This is a genomic window from Streptomyces sp. URMC 127 (assembly GCF_051386535.1).
In the GTDB taxonomy this organism is placed as follows: domain Bacteria; phylum Actinomycetota; class Actinomycetes; order Streptomycetales; family Streptomycetaceae; genus Streptomyces.
Genome location: NZ_JBPQTW010000165.1, coordinates 1 through 15,663 on the forward strand (window position 1 = coordinate 1; position 15,663 = coordinate 15,663).

Consider the following 15,663-nt stretch of genomic DNA (forward strand, 5'->3'; position numbering starts at 1 on the left):
CCCCCGCGGCGGCCGTGCCCCCGGCGCCGCCCGCCGCGGAGAAGCAACCCCTCGCCTCCTCGGGCCGGTCAGGCGGTGACGTCAGCCAGCCACAGGTCGGGACCGAAGACCTCGTAGCGGATGGCGCGAGCAGCGAAGCCGTCACGGAGCAACTGTGACCGGATCTCCCGCATGAAGGGCAGCGGGCCGCACAGGTAGACGTGCCCGTCGGTCGGCAGACCGAGACCGTCGAGGGTTATCCGTCCTGCCCGAGAGCCCGGCCGTTCCGGCTGTTCCATCTGTCCCGTCCATCCCAACCATCCCGCCTGTGCTGTCGCCGACCGCTCGTACCAGAACATGGCTCGTGCGTTGGGGAGTGCGTCGACCAGCCGGTTCACGTCGCTGAGCAGCGCATGATCGTCAGGGGAGCGGTCGGCGTGCAGGATCCTGACAGGACGGGTGGACGCGGTGCGCGCGAGATGCTCCAGCATGCCGACCATGGGGGTGCAGCCGATACCGGCGGAGACGAGTATCAGCGGTGCGTCGCTCTCGTCCAGCACCACATCACCGAAAGGCGCCGAGAGGGTGAGTTCATCGCCGGCCCGCAGGGTGCGGTGCAGCAGGTTCGACACTTCACCCTCCGGGGCACCGTCACCGCCGACGCGCTTGACGGTGATCCGGCGCGTCTGCTCACCGGGGGCCGAGGAGAGGCTGTACTGGCGCAACTGGTGAACGCCGTCGGGCATCTTGACCCGCACGCTGACGTACTGCCCCGCGCGGGCCCGCGGCGCCGGGGCACCGTCGGCCGGCCGCAGCAGGAAGGAGACGGTGTCGGCGGTCTCCTGCCGTCGCTCCAGGACGGTCCACTGCCGCCAGGGATGCCCAGGCCGTACCTGTGCTTCGAGGCAGAGACGGGCTTCCCGGGCGATGAGCGCCCCCGCCATCAACCAATACACCTCGTCCCAGGCGGCCGCCACGGCAGGGGTGACCGCCTCGCCGAGGACCTCCGCGATGGCGGCGAACAGATACTTGTGCACGATCGTGTACTGGTCGTCGGTGACGCCGACGGCCACGTGCTTGCGCGCGATACGCGCGAGCAGCGTGTCCGGGCGGGCGCCCGGGTCGGCTGCAAGCGCGCCGGCGAAGGCGGCAACAGAACCCGCCAGCGCCCGCCGTTGCGCACCGCTCGCCTGGTTGCCACGGTTGAACATGCCGTCCAGCAGCTCGGGGTGTTCGGCGAACATCGTCGCGTAGAAGCGGGTGGTTATCTCGTCCAGTGCCCCGCTGACGGCAGGCAGCGTGGCCCGGATCACCGAGGCCGATTCGGCAGACAGCATGACGCTCCCGAGAGAAACAAGAGGGTGGCAACCGGCCCTGCGCAATCGCGGGCACTGGGTCAGGTCTAGCAGCCGCGCAGCAGGTCAGCCCGGGCGTGCGGAAGATTCGGGACCAACGCCGGGCAGGTCGGGGCCACCCGGTCCCTGACGGGCCCGGCAGACCGGGACCCGTGGCCCGTGCGCGTTCGCCGGTGACTCTGGTAGAGGCAGCCCCCTTGGGTGGCAGCGCCCAGCCTTCGGCAAGAGATGCCAGCGCCTCGTCCTGTGTTTGCTGTGCTTGGATGGATGGATGGGATGGGATGAAGCGTCCTTGGCGAGGAGGATCGGCGAGGGAAATCTGCGAGGGGAAACATTGACACGCACAACGCCGCCGCGCCCGCTGGACCTGGCCGTGGAACTCCCGGAACTGGCGGACCTGGCCAGGACAGCCACTCGTCTGCACCCGCGCCCCGGTGCTGCACCCACCGTTCATGACAGTTCGGTGGGTGGCCCACTCCTGTGGCCGGTGGGAGAGCCCTGGCCGGTGTACGAGCCGGTACACGGGGCGTACGGGCCCCTGACCACCCTGGCGGACATCCGCTCGCTGCGAGAGATCATCACGCAAGCACGATCACGCCCCCGCAGGCCCGGTGAGGAACTGCTCACCGAGCAGGAGACGGCAGTAGTCGACCGGATCAGAGCCGGATACGCACTGGAACTGCTGCCGGAGGGGCCGTTGCCGCTCATTCCGCTCGTGCAGCTCTACGCCCGCGACGTGCCCGGGCTCCCGTGCCCCGCCGGAACAGACATGGTTCAGGTGCTGTGGACCCCGTTCGACGAGATCGAAGGATCCTCCGGTGCGGTGCAGCTGCGATGGCGGTTGTCCTCGGACGTCCGGAAGATCCTGACCGAGCCCCCCGAGCCCCCGTACGTCGACATGAGCGACCACGTGCCGACGCCCTGTGCGCTGCATCCTGAGCAGGTGCGAGAGTTCCCCCCGATGCACCTCCTCACGGAGGAGCAGAGGACGCGCGTCGTCACCTTGGCGAAGGAGTACTCGGCGGACCGTCGGCCGCTGGACTACGAAGGGGACCTGTCCGTCGCTCCCGGCTGGAAGGTCGGCGGCTGGCCGGCACACTTCACCTACCGCAACCCGGCAGGCCCTGACGAGCTTCAGTGCGGGGAGTGCGGCGGTCGCGTGGAGGCACTGCTGACCGTCGTCGGCAGTGAGTGGGACGGCAGGAGCCGCAGTTGGTGCCCCGTCGAGGACGTGGACGGACGCGGACACGGACACCCGTACCACAACCGCACGCCCACGGTGGTGACGGTCGGGCGCGGCTCAAGCCTGCAGATCTACCACTGCAGCAGTAACCCGTCCCACCTACCGCGAACGATCATGCATTAGTCCCAGGGGCCGGGGGGTCGGGGGAGGGGCGGAACGCCGTAGGTGAACCCGGAACTCCACCCTGGCCGGGACAGCAACTGCCTTGTAATGTCCCCTGCGTTCCAGTTCCAGCGACCGGACGAACCGTCACGTCGGAGGAATTCGTGATCAGACGCAAGGGCAGGCCCAGCGAGTCCAGGGAGTCCAGCGAGACCAGCGGGTCCAACAGGCCCAGCGGGTCCAACAGGCCCAGCAGATCCAGCAGATCCAGCAGATCCAGCAGATCCAAGGCCAGATCGAAGCGCGGCCCGTTAGCTGCCTTGGTGGCCCTGGCCAGCGCCGTGCTGCTGGCCCCGGATGCCGCACGGGCTGACGCCGCGCCCCTCCGGCCACGCACGGAACTGGTCAGCGTGGCTGAGAACGGCACACCGAGCAACGGCCCTTCGAGGGATCCGAGCATCAGCGCGGACGGCCGCATCGTCGCCTTCACCTCCATGGCCGACAACCTGAAGCCCGGCACCGGTCCGCTGTACCAGGACAACGTCTACGTCCGTGACCTGCGCACCGGTGCCCTCACCAAGGTGACCGCCCACGGCGAGAGCGCCCCGGCCGGCATCCGCACCTACGAGCCCGCGCTCAGTGCCGACGGCCGCTACCTCGCCTTCGTCTCCTCATGGATCGACTACGTACCGGGCCGGCGCGGCCCTGACCGGCGGGGCGATGTCTACGTGCGTGATCTGCGGACCGGACGCACAGAGAAGATCAACGTCGGCCTGGACGACAAGGATCTCGACGGCTTCCAACCGTCGGTCAGCGCCGACGGCCGATACGTCGCCTTCACCTCCGGTCACGCCAATCTGAACGGAGACGGCAGCGAGGCGATCGGAAGGTGGCGCATCTACGTGCGGGACCGCTGGAGCGGTACCACTCGGCGGGTCATCGACCCGCCACCGGGCTACGGGGCCGCTCGCCATCCGGCCATCAGCGCCGACGGCCGCAGGATCGCCTTCTGGGCCAACAATGCGACCGTGTCCGGCCCTGGCCAGGGCAGTGGAGCCTTCGTCTGGGACCGTGCCACCGCTCGCTCCGAACAACTGGACGTGCCGTACGAGGGCCGTCTCTACGATCACAACGCCGGAAGGCCGGCCATCAGCGCGGACGGCAGGCACGTGGTCTTCTCCTCATCAGCCCTTGTCAACACCACGTGCCCGAAAACGGACAGGCCGGGGACGTACACCTACATCCGGGACCTGACGCGCCGGGTCACGTCCTGCCTCGGCACCGGTATGTCGGCGGCCCGTCTCACCGGCGACGGCCGGTACCTGGCCTACGACAGCCCGGATGCCCTCCACCTGCGGGATCTGCGTACCGGACGTACGGTGACGGGTGCCTTCAGCGCAGACGGGAAGCCGCTCACATCACAGGACTTCGCCGTCGACGCTCACGGCCGCCACGTTGTGTTCGTCTCTTATGCCGCCGGAGTCGTGCCGGGTCACCGTGGGGGAAGAGGCGACGTCTTCGTCAGTCACGTACGCCATTGACGGGTCTCCGGCATCGGGGTTGCTGGAAACAGCCGGCCTGAGGCTCACGGCCCGGGTTTGTGGGCTGTGCGAACCGTCAGGCCCGGCTTCCATTCCCAAGCCCGCCGCCCGCTCTTCCGCTCAGCTCGCGCTCACGCTCGTACTCGCACTCGCTATGAGGTCGTCGAAGGCCGCGAAGACGTCCGACGCCTGCACGGTGACAAGGTCCTCACGAGTCAGCGGCTGGCCGTTGCGGGCGGAGCCGGCGAGGCGGAGGTCGCGTTGGGCGGCGGCCTTCTGGCACAGGTTGCGGATGAACCGTCCGTTGCCCAGCTCGTCGATCCTGTCCGCCGCGGTCTCCAGGATCTGGGCCAAGGCGCTCTCGCCCTCCGGGGACAGTACGTCGCCGTTGTCGTCCATCAGCACGGCAGCGATCCGCCGCAGCTCCTCCGGCGCGTACGAGGGGAAGTCGACGCGTGTGGTGAAGCGCGATGCCAGACCGGGGTTGGCGGCCAGGAGGGTCTCCATCTCCCGCCGGTAGCCGGCCAGCACCACGACCAGGCGCTCGCGGTCGTCCTCGGCACGCTTCAGCAGGACCTGCAGTGCCTCGTTGCCGAACGCGTCGCCGCCGTTGTAGCCGCCGTTGACCAAGGCGTACGCCTCGTCGATGAAGAGAACGCCGTCCAGGGCGGAGTCGATGACCGCCGACGTCTTCAACGCGGTCGAGCCCAGATGCTCGCCGACCAGATCGACGCGCTGCGTCTCGACGACATGACCGCGCTCGAGCAGGCCGAGCCCCGCGAACACCTTCCCTACGATGCGGGCCACCGTGGTCTTTCCCGTGCCGGGCGGGCCGGCGAAGACGAAATGCTGCGGCCGGCTACGGGTGGGTATGCCCTGCTCCGCGCGGAGCCGGGCCATCTCCAGCTGGGCGATCAGGGTGTGGACCTGGCGCTTGACCGACTCCAGGCCGATCATCCCGTCGAGCTCGGCCCGCGCCTGGGCGAGGAGATCCGTACGCTCCTGCGCCGCTGCGGCAGCGACCCCGGCCCCGGAGCGCACCACCTGTGCCCGCTCTTCCACGTCGTAGAGCGTGGGCCAGTAGCGGAAGGCGTACTGGTAGTTCTTGAGCGCCTCCTCCTGCGCCCCCAGGCCCTCGTGAGCCCGGCCGCTCCAGTACGCGAGCTCGGCGTCGAAGGGGCTGCCGGTCTCCGCCTCCTCCGAGAGCCGGTCCAGCGTGTTGAGGGCCTCGTGCCAGACCTTCTGCGCGATGAGCGCCTGCGCGACGTAAAGCTGCGCCTCACTGCTCAGCAGCGGATCCTCGATACCGGTCGAGCAGGACAGCACCCAGTCCCAGTCCTCCGCGAGGTAGGCGTACCGCGTGGCGACGAAGCGCGTCTCGTCGCAGTCCAGCTCCGCCTCCGCCATCCCCTGCCACGCTTCGTCGAGGGCATCGGCGTCCAGGAGCGCGCTCAGGGTCGCCAGCCACAGATCCCGCCCCGTCTCCAGCGAGAAGCTGACGAAAACGCCGATCGGGAACTCTGATGCCAGGGATTTGTTGTGCTTGGCCCGCAGGGCCCCGAACTTCGCCGCGTGCTGGTCCATGGCGGCCAGAGCCTCGTCCTGCCGGACGCCCGTCGCGTGCAGACCGAGCCAGGCGTCGGCCGCGGTCGGGTCGTCGCGCACCGCGTCCGCGAAGCGAACGGCGGCCCGCTCGGTGTCCCCCTTCTCGAGCAAGCCGACGGCGTCCAGCCAGGCCCGCTCCGCACGCCGCGCCGCCAGCCAGGACGTGGTTCCACCCGACACGATTCCGCCCCTCCTCGCCGCTCCGTGACCCGCTCCGGAGCAGCAGGAAGCAGGAGCAGTCTGTGATCATCCAGGAAGGCCGATGGTACTGCGTACCCTCAGCGGCCCGCCGATGATCTGCTACGCCTGGGACGTCTCGCCCACTGACGACAGTTCCCTCCGGGGCCCCGATGCCCGTAATTCACGTGTCACGTCGATGAGTTCACCGGCAAAGAGGGTGACGGCGTGGTCCCGGAACTCGCCGGGAGTCAGCTCTACCGGGATGTCCTCGCCGACCTGACCGGCAATGACCCCTGATGGTGATGCCGCTTTGGCCTCGTCCTTCTCATCCGTGCTGTCGAGCGAGAGCGCGAGTGCACCGGCGACTGCGGACCGGGCCGACTTGGCCACGCTCAGGTCGTCGAGTGCGAACCCGATGTAGGCGGCAATCAGCGTGCCGGATTCATCGACCACGCGGATCCCTTTCGGTATGGCGTTTCCTCCGCGCGCGGTGAGCGTGGCCACGCCCTCCTCCGCGCCGCTCAGCGAGAGTACCGACCGGGACGTCGGCGGATCAGCGAACCGGTTGTCCGGCTCGTTCCCGGCGAGCTCCTTCCCGGCGAGCTTCTTCCCCGCGAGGTGTTCGGCCTCCAGCCGGCCCTCTGCCGCCCCCTCGGCCTTCGCTCGATCGGCCTCTGCGCTGTCCGAATCACGGCTTGCCGAGGCCTGCTCCCGCACCACCATGGCGTTCCCTCCCTGCCTTCTGACCGGTGTCCTTGCGTCGCCTACCCGGACGCGGGGCGGCGATGCGAGAGGGGCACGAAGAGCTCGCCGTCGACGCCGGGTATCGCTTACGGGTCGTAACCGACCGCGCGCCTTCTTCCCCCCTCCGCACGACGCGTGTGATCGTCGTGTCAGCGAGCGAAGCAGGCGAGCGAAGCAAGCAACCGAGTGAAGCAAACGAGTGAAGTAAGTAAGCGAGTGAAGTAAGTAAGCGAGTGAAGTAAGTAAGCGAGTGAAGCACCCGAGTGAGTAAGTAAGCGAGTGAAGTAATCGAAGTGACGAAAGCAGGGAGCCGCCCGTGGCAGCCGCGCTCTCCGTGCTCTTCGCCCTGCTGGCGGCCATCGGCAACGCCTCGGGGACGGTACTGCAGAGAATCGCCGCGGTGACGGTGCCGCACGGGGACGCTTTCAGCGTCCGCCTGGTCGGGCACCTCCTGCGGCGCCCCGCCTGGCTCGCCGGCATCGGCGTGATCGTCGGCGCCGCGGCCTGCCAGGCGATGGCTCTGAACCTCGGCTCCTTGTCCCTCGTGCAGCCCATTCTGGTGACCGAGCTCCCGTTCACTCTCCTGATCGCCGCTGCCCATTCCCGCCGGCCGCTCCCGGCTGCGGGCTGGGCGGCCTCGGTCCTGGTCGCCGCAGGACTGGGCCTTGCTCTCGCAGCGGCGGCGCCCTCCGGCGGCCACAGCCAGGTGGCCGGCAGCCTGTGGATCCTGACCCTGGTCTGCACCACAGGAGTCATGGCCCTGTGCGTCCTGGCCGCGCTGCCCAGACCCCGCGGACGGCTCCGCGCAGCCCTGTTCAGCTCCGCCTCCGCGATCGGCTATGCCCTCACCGCCACCCTCATGACCGCCGCCACCGACATCTTCACCCGGGACGGCGGAACGGCCTTCCTCACGGCCTGGCAGTTCTACGGCTTCGTCGCCAGCGGCGCCTGTGCGCTCTTCCTCCTGGCCAACGCCATGGAGTCCGGCCCGCTGATCGCCTCACAGCCGGCCCTCACCCTGGGCGAGGCTCTCGTCAGCCTCGCCCTCGGCATGATCGTCTACGGGGAACGGGCCCGCACTGGATGGTGGCTGCTCCCGGAGGCGGTCGGGGCGGTATGCGTCACGTGGGGCGTGCTCATTCTGCCCCGCGTCGACACGGAGACCCCGCGCAAGCTCTGACTCGCCCATAGACGATCAGGCGCCCGGCCGACTCCGCTGCGCCGGCCCGGCCTTCACCACCGACAACACACGGAACTCCACCATAAAAAGAGTGGGCCATTGGGGTGATGTTTCGGCGAAACGCTATGGACGCGCCTGAAAAAGGCCGAGATTTCCGCTAACGGGCCTGAACGTCCCGTAGATGCGCCGGACACCGGACAGCGCCTGGCGAGCGGCTGGGGAGGTGCTCGATGAGCATGCTGGAGATGCTCAGATTTCGGCGGAACCCGCTCGGGTTCGTCGAGGACTTCTCGCACCGCAGCCCATCGGGCGTATTCCGGCTCCCGTGGGGCGCCTGGTGCGTGGGAGATTCGGAGCTGGCACTCGTGGTGCTGCGCGACCCGGCCTTCAACAGAGGGATGGCTCCCTTCTTCGGAGACCTGCTGCCCTCACGCTCTGCCCAGAATGACTTCGGTAACGCCGTACGCAACCTGGTGCGGACGCGTTTGCCCGAGTACCGGGACAACATGGCCAGGGCAGTGGCCGCACTGCCCGAGGTCAGCCCCTGGCCGGGAACCGGAGTCTCGCTGGTGTACCAGTGCACCGCGGATCTGTTGGTGCACCCCGGGGCCTCGCCGGCGTTGCGTCGGCTGATGGAACAGGCGGTACGCGTCGGCTCGCTGATCCGCGCGCCTCACATGCGGCAGCGTGCATGGGTGGAATTGCGCCGCCCGAAGCTGAAGCCCGCGGTGATCGAGGAACTCACGGCTCGCCGAAGGGAAGGCGCCCCGGCCGGCGAACCGAGAGACCTGCTGGACACGCTGATCGGCACGTGCCCCGAAGGAGTCCCCGACTCCGCGCTGGCCGACCTCTACCTGCTGATGTTCTTGTCGATCGTGGGAACCGTCGGCCACTCGGTGGGGTGGGCGCTGCTCCTGGCCTGCCTCCACAGCACGCGGCGTTCCTCCTGGCCGTGGCCCGCGGACTGGATCGTCCGTGAGGCCGCACGGCACCGTCCGGTGGTCTGGATGGTCGGCCGGTCCGTACCACGCCCCACCGAGTTCGGCGGGGTTCCCTTCGAGCCCGGTGCGATCCTGTCCGTCAGCCCCTATCTCCTGCACCACGACGAGAACCGCTGGACCCGGCCCAGCGAGTTCCGGCCGGAACGCTGGGCCGAAGCAGGTGACCACGGCCCCTACGTTCCCTACAGCTCCGGCCCGTTCACCTGCGCCGGAGCGGCGGTCGCCCAAACCATGATCACCACCGGCGTGACCGCCCTCGCCGACGGTGCACACCTGACCGTCAAAGGCGGCGACCTGCGCCCCTTCGTGACCAACGCCGCCATCTGCCGCCCCTTTGCCCTCCACCGCACCACCAATGTCCCCGTGGAGGCCTACACGCCTGGAAGGAGGTGAACACCGTGATCGCTGCAATCCGACGCGTCGTCAAGAACACGCCGGCCTACGATTGGTACTTCCTCGGTATCAACTGGTATGTCGGTGGCTGATCCAGCGTCACCTCGGTGGCCTGCACGTCGAGCGAACGGACGTGCAGGCCACTTGCCGTTTCGGTGCGGCTCCCCTGCCCCCTGACCCCCTTACCCCCTGACCGCGGGGCGAAGGCGGGCGGCGAGGGCGGCGCACGCGGTCTGCACCCGCTCCGGGCGGGGCCAGGCAGGGCCGGCTTCGGCGCGCAGCAGACCGCGTGCGTGCAGCCGGTAAATCGGTGCCCGGGGGCTGCACGGTAAGCGATCATGGAGTGGGTAAGGATCCGATCCGCTATCGATGAGGAACGCATCTCCATGCCCGTGCCTGCCGACCCGACGATTCTCCACCCGATGCCCGAGCAGCCCCGGGTGGTCCTGCTCAAGCCGCTGGTGAACTCCCCGCTGATCGAGGTCGGGGAGTATTCCTACTACGACGACCCGGACGATGCGACGGCGTTCGAGACGCGCAACGTGCTCTACCACTACGGGCCGGAGAAGCTGATCATCGGCAAGTTCTGTGCGCTGGGCACGGGCGTGCGGTTCATCATGAACGGCGCCAACCACCGGATGGACGGCCCCTCGACGTTCCCCTTCCCCACCATGGGCGGCTCCTGGGCCGAACACTTCGACCTGCTCACCGGCCTGCCCAACCGAGGGGACACCGTCGTCGGCAACGACGTCTGGTTCGGCCACGGCACGACGGTCATGCCCGGCGTACGGATCGGTCACGGCGCGATCATCGCTTCCGGTGCGGTGGTCACCAGTGACGTCCCCGATTACGGAATCGTCGGCGGCAACCCGGCCCGTCTCATCCGCACGCGCTACAACGACGAGGACATCGCCCGGCTCCTGGCAGTGGCCTGGTGGGACTGGCCCGCGGAGCACATCACCGAGCACATTCGCACCATCATGTCGGGCAGCATCACCGACCTCGAAGCCGCCGCTCCGGACACCCCGAGCATGTGACATATGGGCGGCGAGCGGTAGGCCGCGAAGCCAGGCGTCAGTGAGACCCGGCGGCGCTCAGGCCTCGGGGTGGAAACCCGCGGCCCGGGCCCGCACAGCCTCCATCGGACCGGACCGGGATGCAGCGATGTGCGCACGGCCGTAGCCTGCAATTCCCCTGCTCACTCCGACCGGACTGATGAGGAGTGCCGAGATGTCTCCCGCCCACGAATCACCCTGCGAGATGATGAAGCGCCTGGCAAGAGAACTCGAGAAGGAGATTCACCGCACCGAAGAGCGAATCGACGAGCTCGAAGACAAGATCGCGAGCCTCCAGGCCCAGCCGGACCCGCCCGAGACGGAGATTCAGGCTCTCAAGCAGGCTCTGGACAGCCTCCGCAACAAAGTGAGCGAAGACAGAAATTCCCTTTCGACCCTGCAAGACGTGATTACTGAGAACTGCTGAGCTTGTTCTTCAGCCATTCGCCTCGTTGCAGGGCAATGGCGACCGTGCGTCGCATCCGCGGCAGCGGCGACAGGCCGCGCCGGCATAGGGTGGGACCCCAGGAGATGGACGTGCCGTCGGTTCAGCAGGTGGGCAGCGGGTTCGTCTCACTGGAGATCTGATCGTCGTGCATCCAGCCCCAGGCGCCGTTGTCGGCTTGCGTCCAGATGTGCCGTGTCGGGTGCGGGCCACCACTGTGCGCGCCACCCTCGGTACGGCACACGAACCAGGACGGGTTGGAGTACATGTACCCCGCTACGACCTGTTCGCTGCCGGCCTGGTAGACGGGTGCGCCGACGCGGTTGTTGCACCACCAGTGGTTGCCGCTGTACCAGCAGCCGGGTGCCTTCATCTGAGCTTTGTCCGAGGACGTGGCGGAGGCAGTTCCGCTCAGAGCCAGCGTCACCGTGGCGGCAACAGCCGCAGCACCCGCAACCAATCTACCGAGCATGATGAAGCCCCCTTCTGGAGTGAGGGGCCTCCACTCTCGTGGGACGGGGCAACAGCCGCATAGGCAAGAACCGGCCTGGTTCCGGCTCAAGTCTCTCTACGTGCTGACGAGCCTCATGCGTTGTGCACACGGCAAGGCCGAGGTGCGCGAGGGGCGCCCAAGGTACTGTCCTCGGCATGCCCAATGACCGCCCTGCCTGCCGCTGTGTGATCTGCCATGACTACGGAGATCGAGATGAAGTCGATCGTGTAGATCTGCGGACGATCCAGCAGGTTCAGGAGCACGGCTGGAGTGTCGTGATGGTGCCGGCCGATGACGAAGGGCCCGGTTTCGCGTACACGGTCGGTCTCTGGCACACCCATGGGGTTGCCGAGCTGGCCATGTTCGGGCTGGATATCCGGACGATGCACGCGCTGCTCAATGCCCTCGCGCGCGAGGCCGTGGCCGGGGTTGTACTGGAGAGCGGTGAGGAATACCACGACATCATCAAGGGGCTACCGGTAGTCCCGTTGACGGCCGACCTCCGCTGGTATCGAGCGTTCTTCGGGCGAGCGATCTCCTTCTACCGCCGGCCCCCGTTCCCGGTCATGCAGATGGTGTGGCCCGACGCCAAAGGCCGGTTCCTCTGGGACCAGGGGATCGACGAGGGTTACGAGAAGTCCCAGCCTCGCTTGTGGCTGAAGCCGGCCGATCACCCCGCAGGGCTCTGGGCCGGACTCGCTGCCGGGTGACGGCGCCGCGGCCACCGCCCGATGGCCGGTGCCCTGGGGCGGGGCAGCTCCACCGGCGGCCCCGGCGTGTTGGGCGAGCCTCACCCGTCACCTGGGTCACAGTGGTGAGCGGAGCGGTACGGAAGGAAGCGGAACACACGGCGAGGACGGTGCTGGTGGAGACCCTGGTCACGGAGATCGCGCCGGACATCTACCGGCTGTCGACGTACGTCCCTGACGCCGACTTCTTGTTCAACCAGTTCCTGATCGACGCCGAAGAGCCGTTGCTGTTCCACTGCGGCCTCAGGGCGCTGTTCCCCCTGGTGTCGGAGGCGGTGAGCCGGGTGGTGCCGGTGGAACGCCTCGGCTGGATCACCTTCGGCCATGTCGAGGCCGACGAGTGCGGCTCCCTGAACTCATGGGTGGCGGCGGCCCCACGGGCACGGGTCGCGCACGGGACGATGGGCTGCTTGGTATCAGTCAATGACCTGTCCGACCGGCCTCCGGTCCCCTTGACCGATGGTCAGGTCATCGATCTGGGCGGTAAGCGCGTCCGTCGTCTGGAGACGCCGCACGTGCCGCACGGCTGGGACGCGGGGCTCCTCTTCGAAGAGACGACGGGCACGCTCTTCTGCGGCGACCTGTTCACCGCGATCGGGAACTCTCCTCCGCTGACCGAGCAGGAGATCGTCAGCCCGGCGCTGGCAGCGGAGGACGTCTTCGGGGCGACGTGCCTGACGGCGGCCACAGCACCGGCCATACGGCGCCTCGCCGGCCTCGCGCCCACCACCATGGGGCTCATGCACGGTCCGGCCTACGCGGGTGACTGCGGCACGGCGCTGCGGGAGCTCGCCGACGGCTACGCGGAGCGGTTCGCCCGCTCCCTGGACGGCTGAAAGGGGCGGGCGGCGCGATAGTGCTCCGCGAGGCCGGGGAGACCCGGGCCGTGGACGCCTGGGCCGGGACGCCCGGATCGAGGAGGCCCGGGCCGGGGACCGCGGCCGCCCGCCGTCGCCCGGCGCACTTCGCGGGCGGTGGCCCGAGCAGGGGGCCGGCCGGCCGGGCCTCAGCGCGTCGCGTGGGCGAAGTACCCCTGCGCAGGGCTCGTGCGGTCCGGCTCCGGCCACCTGCCCAGGGCGTGACCCGCCTCGCCGACGCGGACGATCCCCGGCTGCCAGCCACGGCCCTGGAACAGTTCCTCCGGCCGGTCCGTGGCGAAGTGCCACGGCGCGCCCGCCCGCCTGAGCCGCTCCAGCATCGGTGCCGCAGCCGGGTCGTCGAGCAGCGAGCGACCCACGATGTCGGTGAGGACATGACTGCCCGGCGCCGAGAGCCCCGTCACCCGGTCGAAGAGGCTCTGCACGGAGGGCTCGTGCAGATACTGAACGAGGCCCTCCACCAGCCAGCAGGCCGGCCGCTCCGGCTGGAATCCCGCGGCCCGCAGGGCGCCCGTCCAGTCGGCCGCCAGGTCCACGCCCACCGGCACCCGGGCGCACCGCGGTTCGGCCCCGGACAGCAGCCGGCCCTTGAGCGTCAGGAGCTCAGGACGGTCGAGCTCGTACACCACCGTGTCCGCGGGCAGGGGCAGCCGGTACGCGCGGGTGTCCATCCCGGCCGCCAGGAGGACGAACTGCCGCACCCCCGCCTGCGCCACCCCTGCGACGGCGTCGTCGTACCAGCGGGTCCGTACCGGTATCACCGGCACGTCACCGTGCTCGGCAAGGGATTCCCGGCCGGGGTCGCCGGCCAGTGCCGCCGCGTACGGGTCGCCGAAGAGCCGGTCGGCGCGCTCGGTCTCCCGCGCCCGTACGGCGGCGGTCAGCCGGGCGGTCCCGGCGACGGCGTCCAGTCCGTCTCCCAGTCCGTCTCCCAGTCCGTCTTCGGCCGGGACGGTCGTGTCCGTGAAGGTCATGGTTTTCCTGCTCCTCGTCGTGGGCGATGGCCGTGGGTGAAGGGCGTGAGTGAAGCTCATGGCTGAAACTCATCGCTGAAGAAAGGGAACGATGTGCACGGCGAGACTGGCTCCTGCCCCGCATCGCTGTCCTCTTGCGGAGCCGTTCCGCGCGAATCCAGCACCGGACTACGGTTTCCTGATGGAATCCGTCACCCTCGACGCCGTGGACCGCGGACTGGCGCACGCGCTCCAGATCGACGGCCGCGCCCCCTTCAGCCGCATCGCCTCCGTCCTGGGCGTCTCCGACCGGACGGTCGCCCGCCGCTACCACCGCCTCCGATCGGCGGGCGCTCTGCGCGTCATAGGGCACCCCGAATCCCGTCGCATGGGCATGGTCTTCTGGCTCGTCCGCCTCCGGTGCGTCCCCGATGCCGCCGCGGCAGTGGCCGGCGCCCTCGCCGAGCGTCCCGACACCTCGTGGGTGGCCCTGGCCGCAGGCGGCACGGAGATCACCTGTGTCACCCGCGCCAACGCCGGCCCACTGCGCGGCAGCCTGCTCCTGCCCAAGCTCCCGCGGAGCTCACGCATCACGGACGTCACCGCGCAGTGCCTGCTGCGTCCCGTCGCCGGCCTGGACGGCTGGCGCGGCCGCACCAGCGAACTGGACGAGGAACAACAGACCGCACTGCGCCGGCCGCGTGACCGGACGGACGGCACCCCGCCGGCAACCGCCGACCGAGTCGTCGCGGACGGCGACCGGCGGATGCTGGAAGTCCTGGCCGAAGACGGACGCGCGCCGGTCGGTGAACTGGCTGCGGCCACGGGCTGGTCGGAGTCCACCGTCCGCCGCCGCCTGGAGGAACTCCGAGCCGGCGGCCTGCTCTCCTTCGACGTGGAGATCGATCCGGTGCTGTACGGGTACACGTGCGAGGCCATGCTCTGGCTGGCCGTGGCCCCGGCACGCCTGAACGCCGTGGCAGAGGCCCTGTCCGGACACCCCGAGGTGGCCTATGCCGCGGCCACCAGCGGCCGCGACAACCTGGCCGCCTTCCTCGTCTGCCGGGACGCCGACGCGCTCTACGACTATCTCAGCGTGCGCATCGGCGCCCTCGACGGCGTCCTCGGCGCGGAGACCACGCCTCTCACCCGCCACGTGAAACGCTCGGGCACGAGCCTGTTCGCACGAAGTGCGGGAATCAGCCGATCCTGAGGGCTCGAGGGCTCGAGGGCGCGAGGTTGCGCGGCCTGGCGCGCGGCCCCTCCCCATCGCAGGAGCTGCGCAGCACGACTGCTGAAAGAGTCCCCCGGTGCTGCTCAGGAACTCCGTACGGTCCATTTCCGCGCTGGTCCGGCTCCTGGCTGCTGAAGGCGCAGGGCGTCGCCGGGACCGATGCCCAGGGTCTGCCCGGAGGCCTTGAGAGTCAGTGTGTAGGCGCTGCCTTCAGCAGCCATACGCCACTGCTGGGTGTCGGTTCCGGCGCACGGCTGTTGGGTCACCCCGCCCGCGGGCGAGGCGGTGTCAGCCTGGAGGCACTTGGCGGAGTGAACCGCCGTGATACGGACATAGCCGCCACCCGCGTCGGTGAGCGTCCATCGCTGGTTGGGGTTACCGGTGGGCTGGTAGACGATGACGACCGCGCCGTTGTCGCGGGAGGCCGCCGTGACGTCCGCGGCCTTGCCGGTGTCGCTGATCAGCAGGTACGGCCCGCCCAGGAGCACGGGGACGGGTGTGCTGGGGGAGGGGGAAGGAGCGCTCGACGGGGA

15 protein-coding genes are annotated in these 15,663 nt (G+C 69.2%); 9 read left to right on the forward strand and 6 right to left on the reverse strand.

Features of this window, described 5'->3' with window-relative positions; all coding sequences use genetic code 11:
- Positions 1-68: 68 nt before the first annotated feature.
- Positions 69-1,316 carry a globin domain-containing protein gene (locus tag ACSNOH_RS25930; RefSeq protein WP_436723851.1) on the reverse strand — a complete coding sequence of 416 codons (1,248 nt, stop codon included), beginning with the start codon at positions 1,314-1,316 and terminating at the stop codon, positions 69-71.
- A gap of 523 nt (positions 1,317-1,839) precedes the next feature.
- On the opposite strand from ACSNOH_RS25930, the gene ACSNOH_RS25935 reads away from it, so the two are divergent.
- The gene (locus ACSNOH_RS25935) at positions 1,840-2,700 is read left to right on the forward strand and encodes a hypothetical protein (RefSeq protein ID WP_436723837.1); all 861 of its coding nucleotides are present in this window, start codon (positions 1,840-1,842) and stop codon (positions 2,698-2,700) included.
- A 389-nt stretch (positions 2,701-3,089) separates the two neighbouring features.
- On the forward strand, positions 3,090-4,220 hold the full coding sequence (locus ACSNOH_RS25940; protein ID WP_436723838.1) for a TolB family protein: 1,131 nt from the start codon (positions 3,090-3,092) through the stop codon (positions 4,218-4,220).
- Between the two features lie 120 nt (positions 4,221-4,340).
- Here the strand turns inward: ACSNOH_RS25940 and ACSNOH_RS25945 are convergent, their stop codons facing one another.
- Both ACSNOH_RS25945 and ACSNOH_RS25950 read right to left on the reverse strand, forming a co-directional pair.
- Positions 4,341-6,005, reverse strand: coding sequence for an AAA family ATPase (locus ACSNOH_RS25945; protein WP_436723839.1), 1,665 nt, complete (start codon positions 6,003-6,005; stop codon positions 4,341-4,343).
- Between the two features lie 120 nt (positions 6,006-6,125).
- Positions 6,126-6,728 carry a hypothetical protein gene (locus ACSNOH_RS25950; protein ID WP_436723840.1) on the reverse strand — a complete coding sequence of 201 codons (603 nt, stop codon included), beginning with the start codon at positions 6,726-6,728 and terminating at the stop codon, positions 6,126-6,128.
- Between the two features lie 337 nt (positions 6,729-7,065).
- On the opposite strand from ACSNOH_RS25950, the gene ACSNOH_RS25955 reads away from it, so the two are divergent.
- The 4 genes from ACSNOH_RS25955 to ACSNOH_RS25970 all read left to right on the forward strand — a co-directional run bounded on the left by ACSNOH_RS25955 (position 7,066) and on the right by ACSNOH_RS25970 (position 10,805).
- Positions 7,066-7,929, forward strand: coding sequence for a DMT family transporter (locus tag ACSNOH_RS25955; protein ID WP_436723841.1), 864 nt, complete (start codon positions 7,066-7,068; stop codon positions 7,927-7,929).
- A gap of 230 nt (positions 7,930-8,159) precedes the next feature.
- Positions 8,160-9,323: a cytochrome P450 gene (locus ACSNOH_RS25960; protein WP_436723842.1), complete on the forward strand. Its 1,164-nt coding sequence runs from the start codon at positions 8,160-8,162 to the stop codon at positions 9,321-9,323.
- Between the two features lie 386 nt (positions 9,324-9,709).
- Positions 9,710-10,360 carry a CatB-related O-acetyltransferase gene (locus ACSNOH_RS25965; protein ID WP_436723843.1) on the forward strand — a complete coding sequence of 217 codons (651 nt, stop codon included), beginning with the start codon at positions 9,710-9,712 and terminating at the stop codon, positions 10,358-10,360.
- Positions 10,361-10,553: 193 nt separating this feature from the next.
- Positions 10,554-10,805, forward strand: a complete 252-nt coding sequence (locus tag ACSNOH_RS25970; protein WP_436723844.1) for a hypothetical protein — start codon at positions 10,554-10,556, stop codon at positions 10,803-10,805.
- Between the two features lie 121 nt (positions 10,806-10,926).
- Here ACSNOH_RS25970 and ACSNOH_RS25975 read toward each other — a convergent pair whose 3' ends face one another.
- Positions 10,927-11,196: a hypothetical protein gene (locus ACSNOH_RS25975; RefSeq protein WP_436723845.1), complete on the reverse strand. Its 270-nt coding sequence runs from the start codon at positions 11,194-11,196 to the stop codon at positions 10,927-10,929.
- Positions 11,197-11,471: 275 nt separating this feature from the next.
- Here ACSNOH_RS25975 and ACSNOH_RS25980 point away from each other — a divergent pair, with 275 nt between their 5' ends.
- The gene (locus ACSNOH_RS25980; RefSeq protein WP_436723846.1) at positions 11,472-12,026 is read left to right on the forward strand and encodes a DUF4262 domain-containing protein; all 555 of its coding nucleotides are present in this window, start codon (positions 11,472-11,474) and stop codon (positions 12,024-12,026) included.
- Between the two features lie 155 nt (positions 12,027-12,181).
- Positions 12,182-12,901: an MBL fold metallo-hydrolase gene (locus ACSNOH_RS25985; RefSeq protein WP_436723847.1), complete on the forward strand. Its 720-nt coding sequence runs from the start codon at positions 12,182-12,184 to the stop codon at positions 12,899-12,901.
- Positions 12,902-13,071: 170 nt separating this feature from the next.
- Here the strand turns inward: ACSNOH_RS25985 and ACSNOH_RS25990 are convergent, their stop codons facing one another.
- Positions 13,072-13,917 carry a class I SAM-dependent methyltransferase gene (locus ACSNOH_RS25990; protein WP_436723848.1) on the reverse strand — a complete coding sequence of 282 codons (846 nt, stop codon included), beginning with the start codon at positions 13,915-13,917 and terminating at the stop codon, positions 13,072-13,074.
- Positions 13,918-14,098: 181 nt separating this feature from the next.
- Between ACSNOH_RS25990 and ACSNOH_RS25995 the strand changes: the two genes are divergently transcribed.
- Positions 14,099-15,109: an Lrp/AsnC family transcriptional regulator gene (locus tag ACSNOH_RS25995; protein ID WP_436723849.1), complete on the forward strand. Its 1,011-nt coding sequence runs from the start codon at positions 14,099-14,101 to the stop codon at positions 15,107-15,109.
- 104 nt (positions 15,110-15,213) lie between these two features.
- On the opposite strand, the gene ACSNOH_RS26000 is transcribed toward ACSNOH_RS25995, so the two are convergent.
- Positions 15,214-15,663, reverse strand: a 450-nt coding sequence (locus ACSNOH_RS26000; RefSeq protein WP_436723850.1) for an RICIN domain-containing protein, incomplete at its 5' end; no start/stop codon positions are given.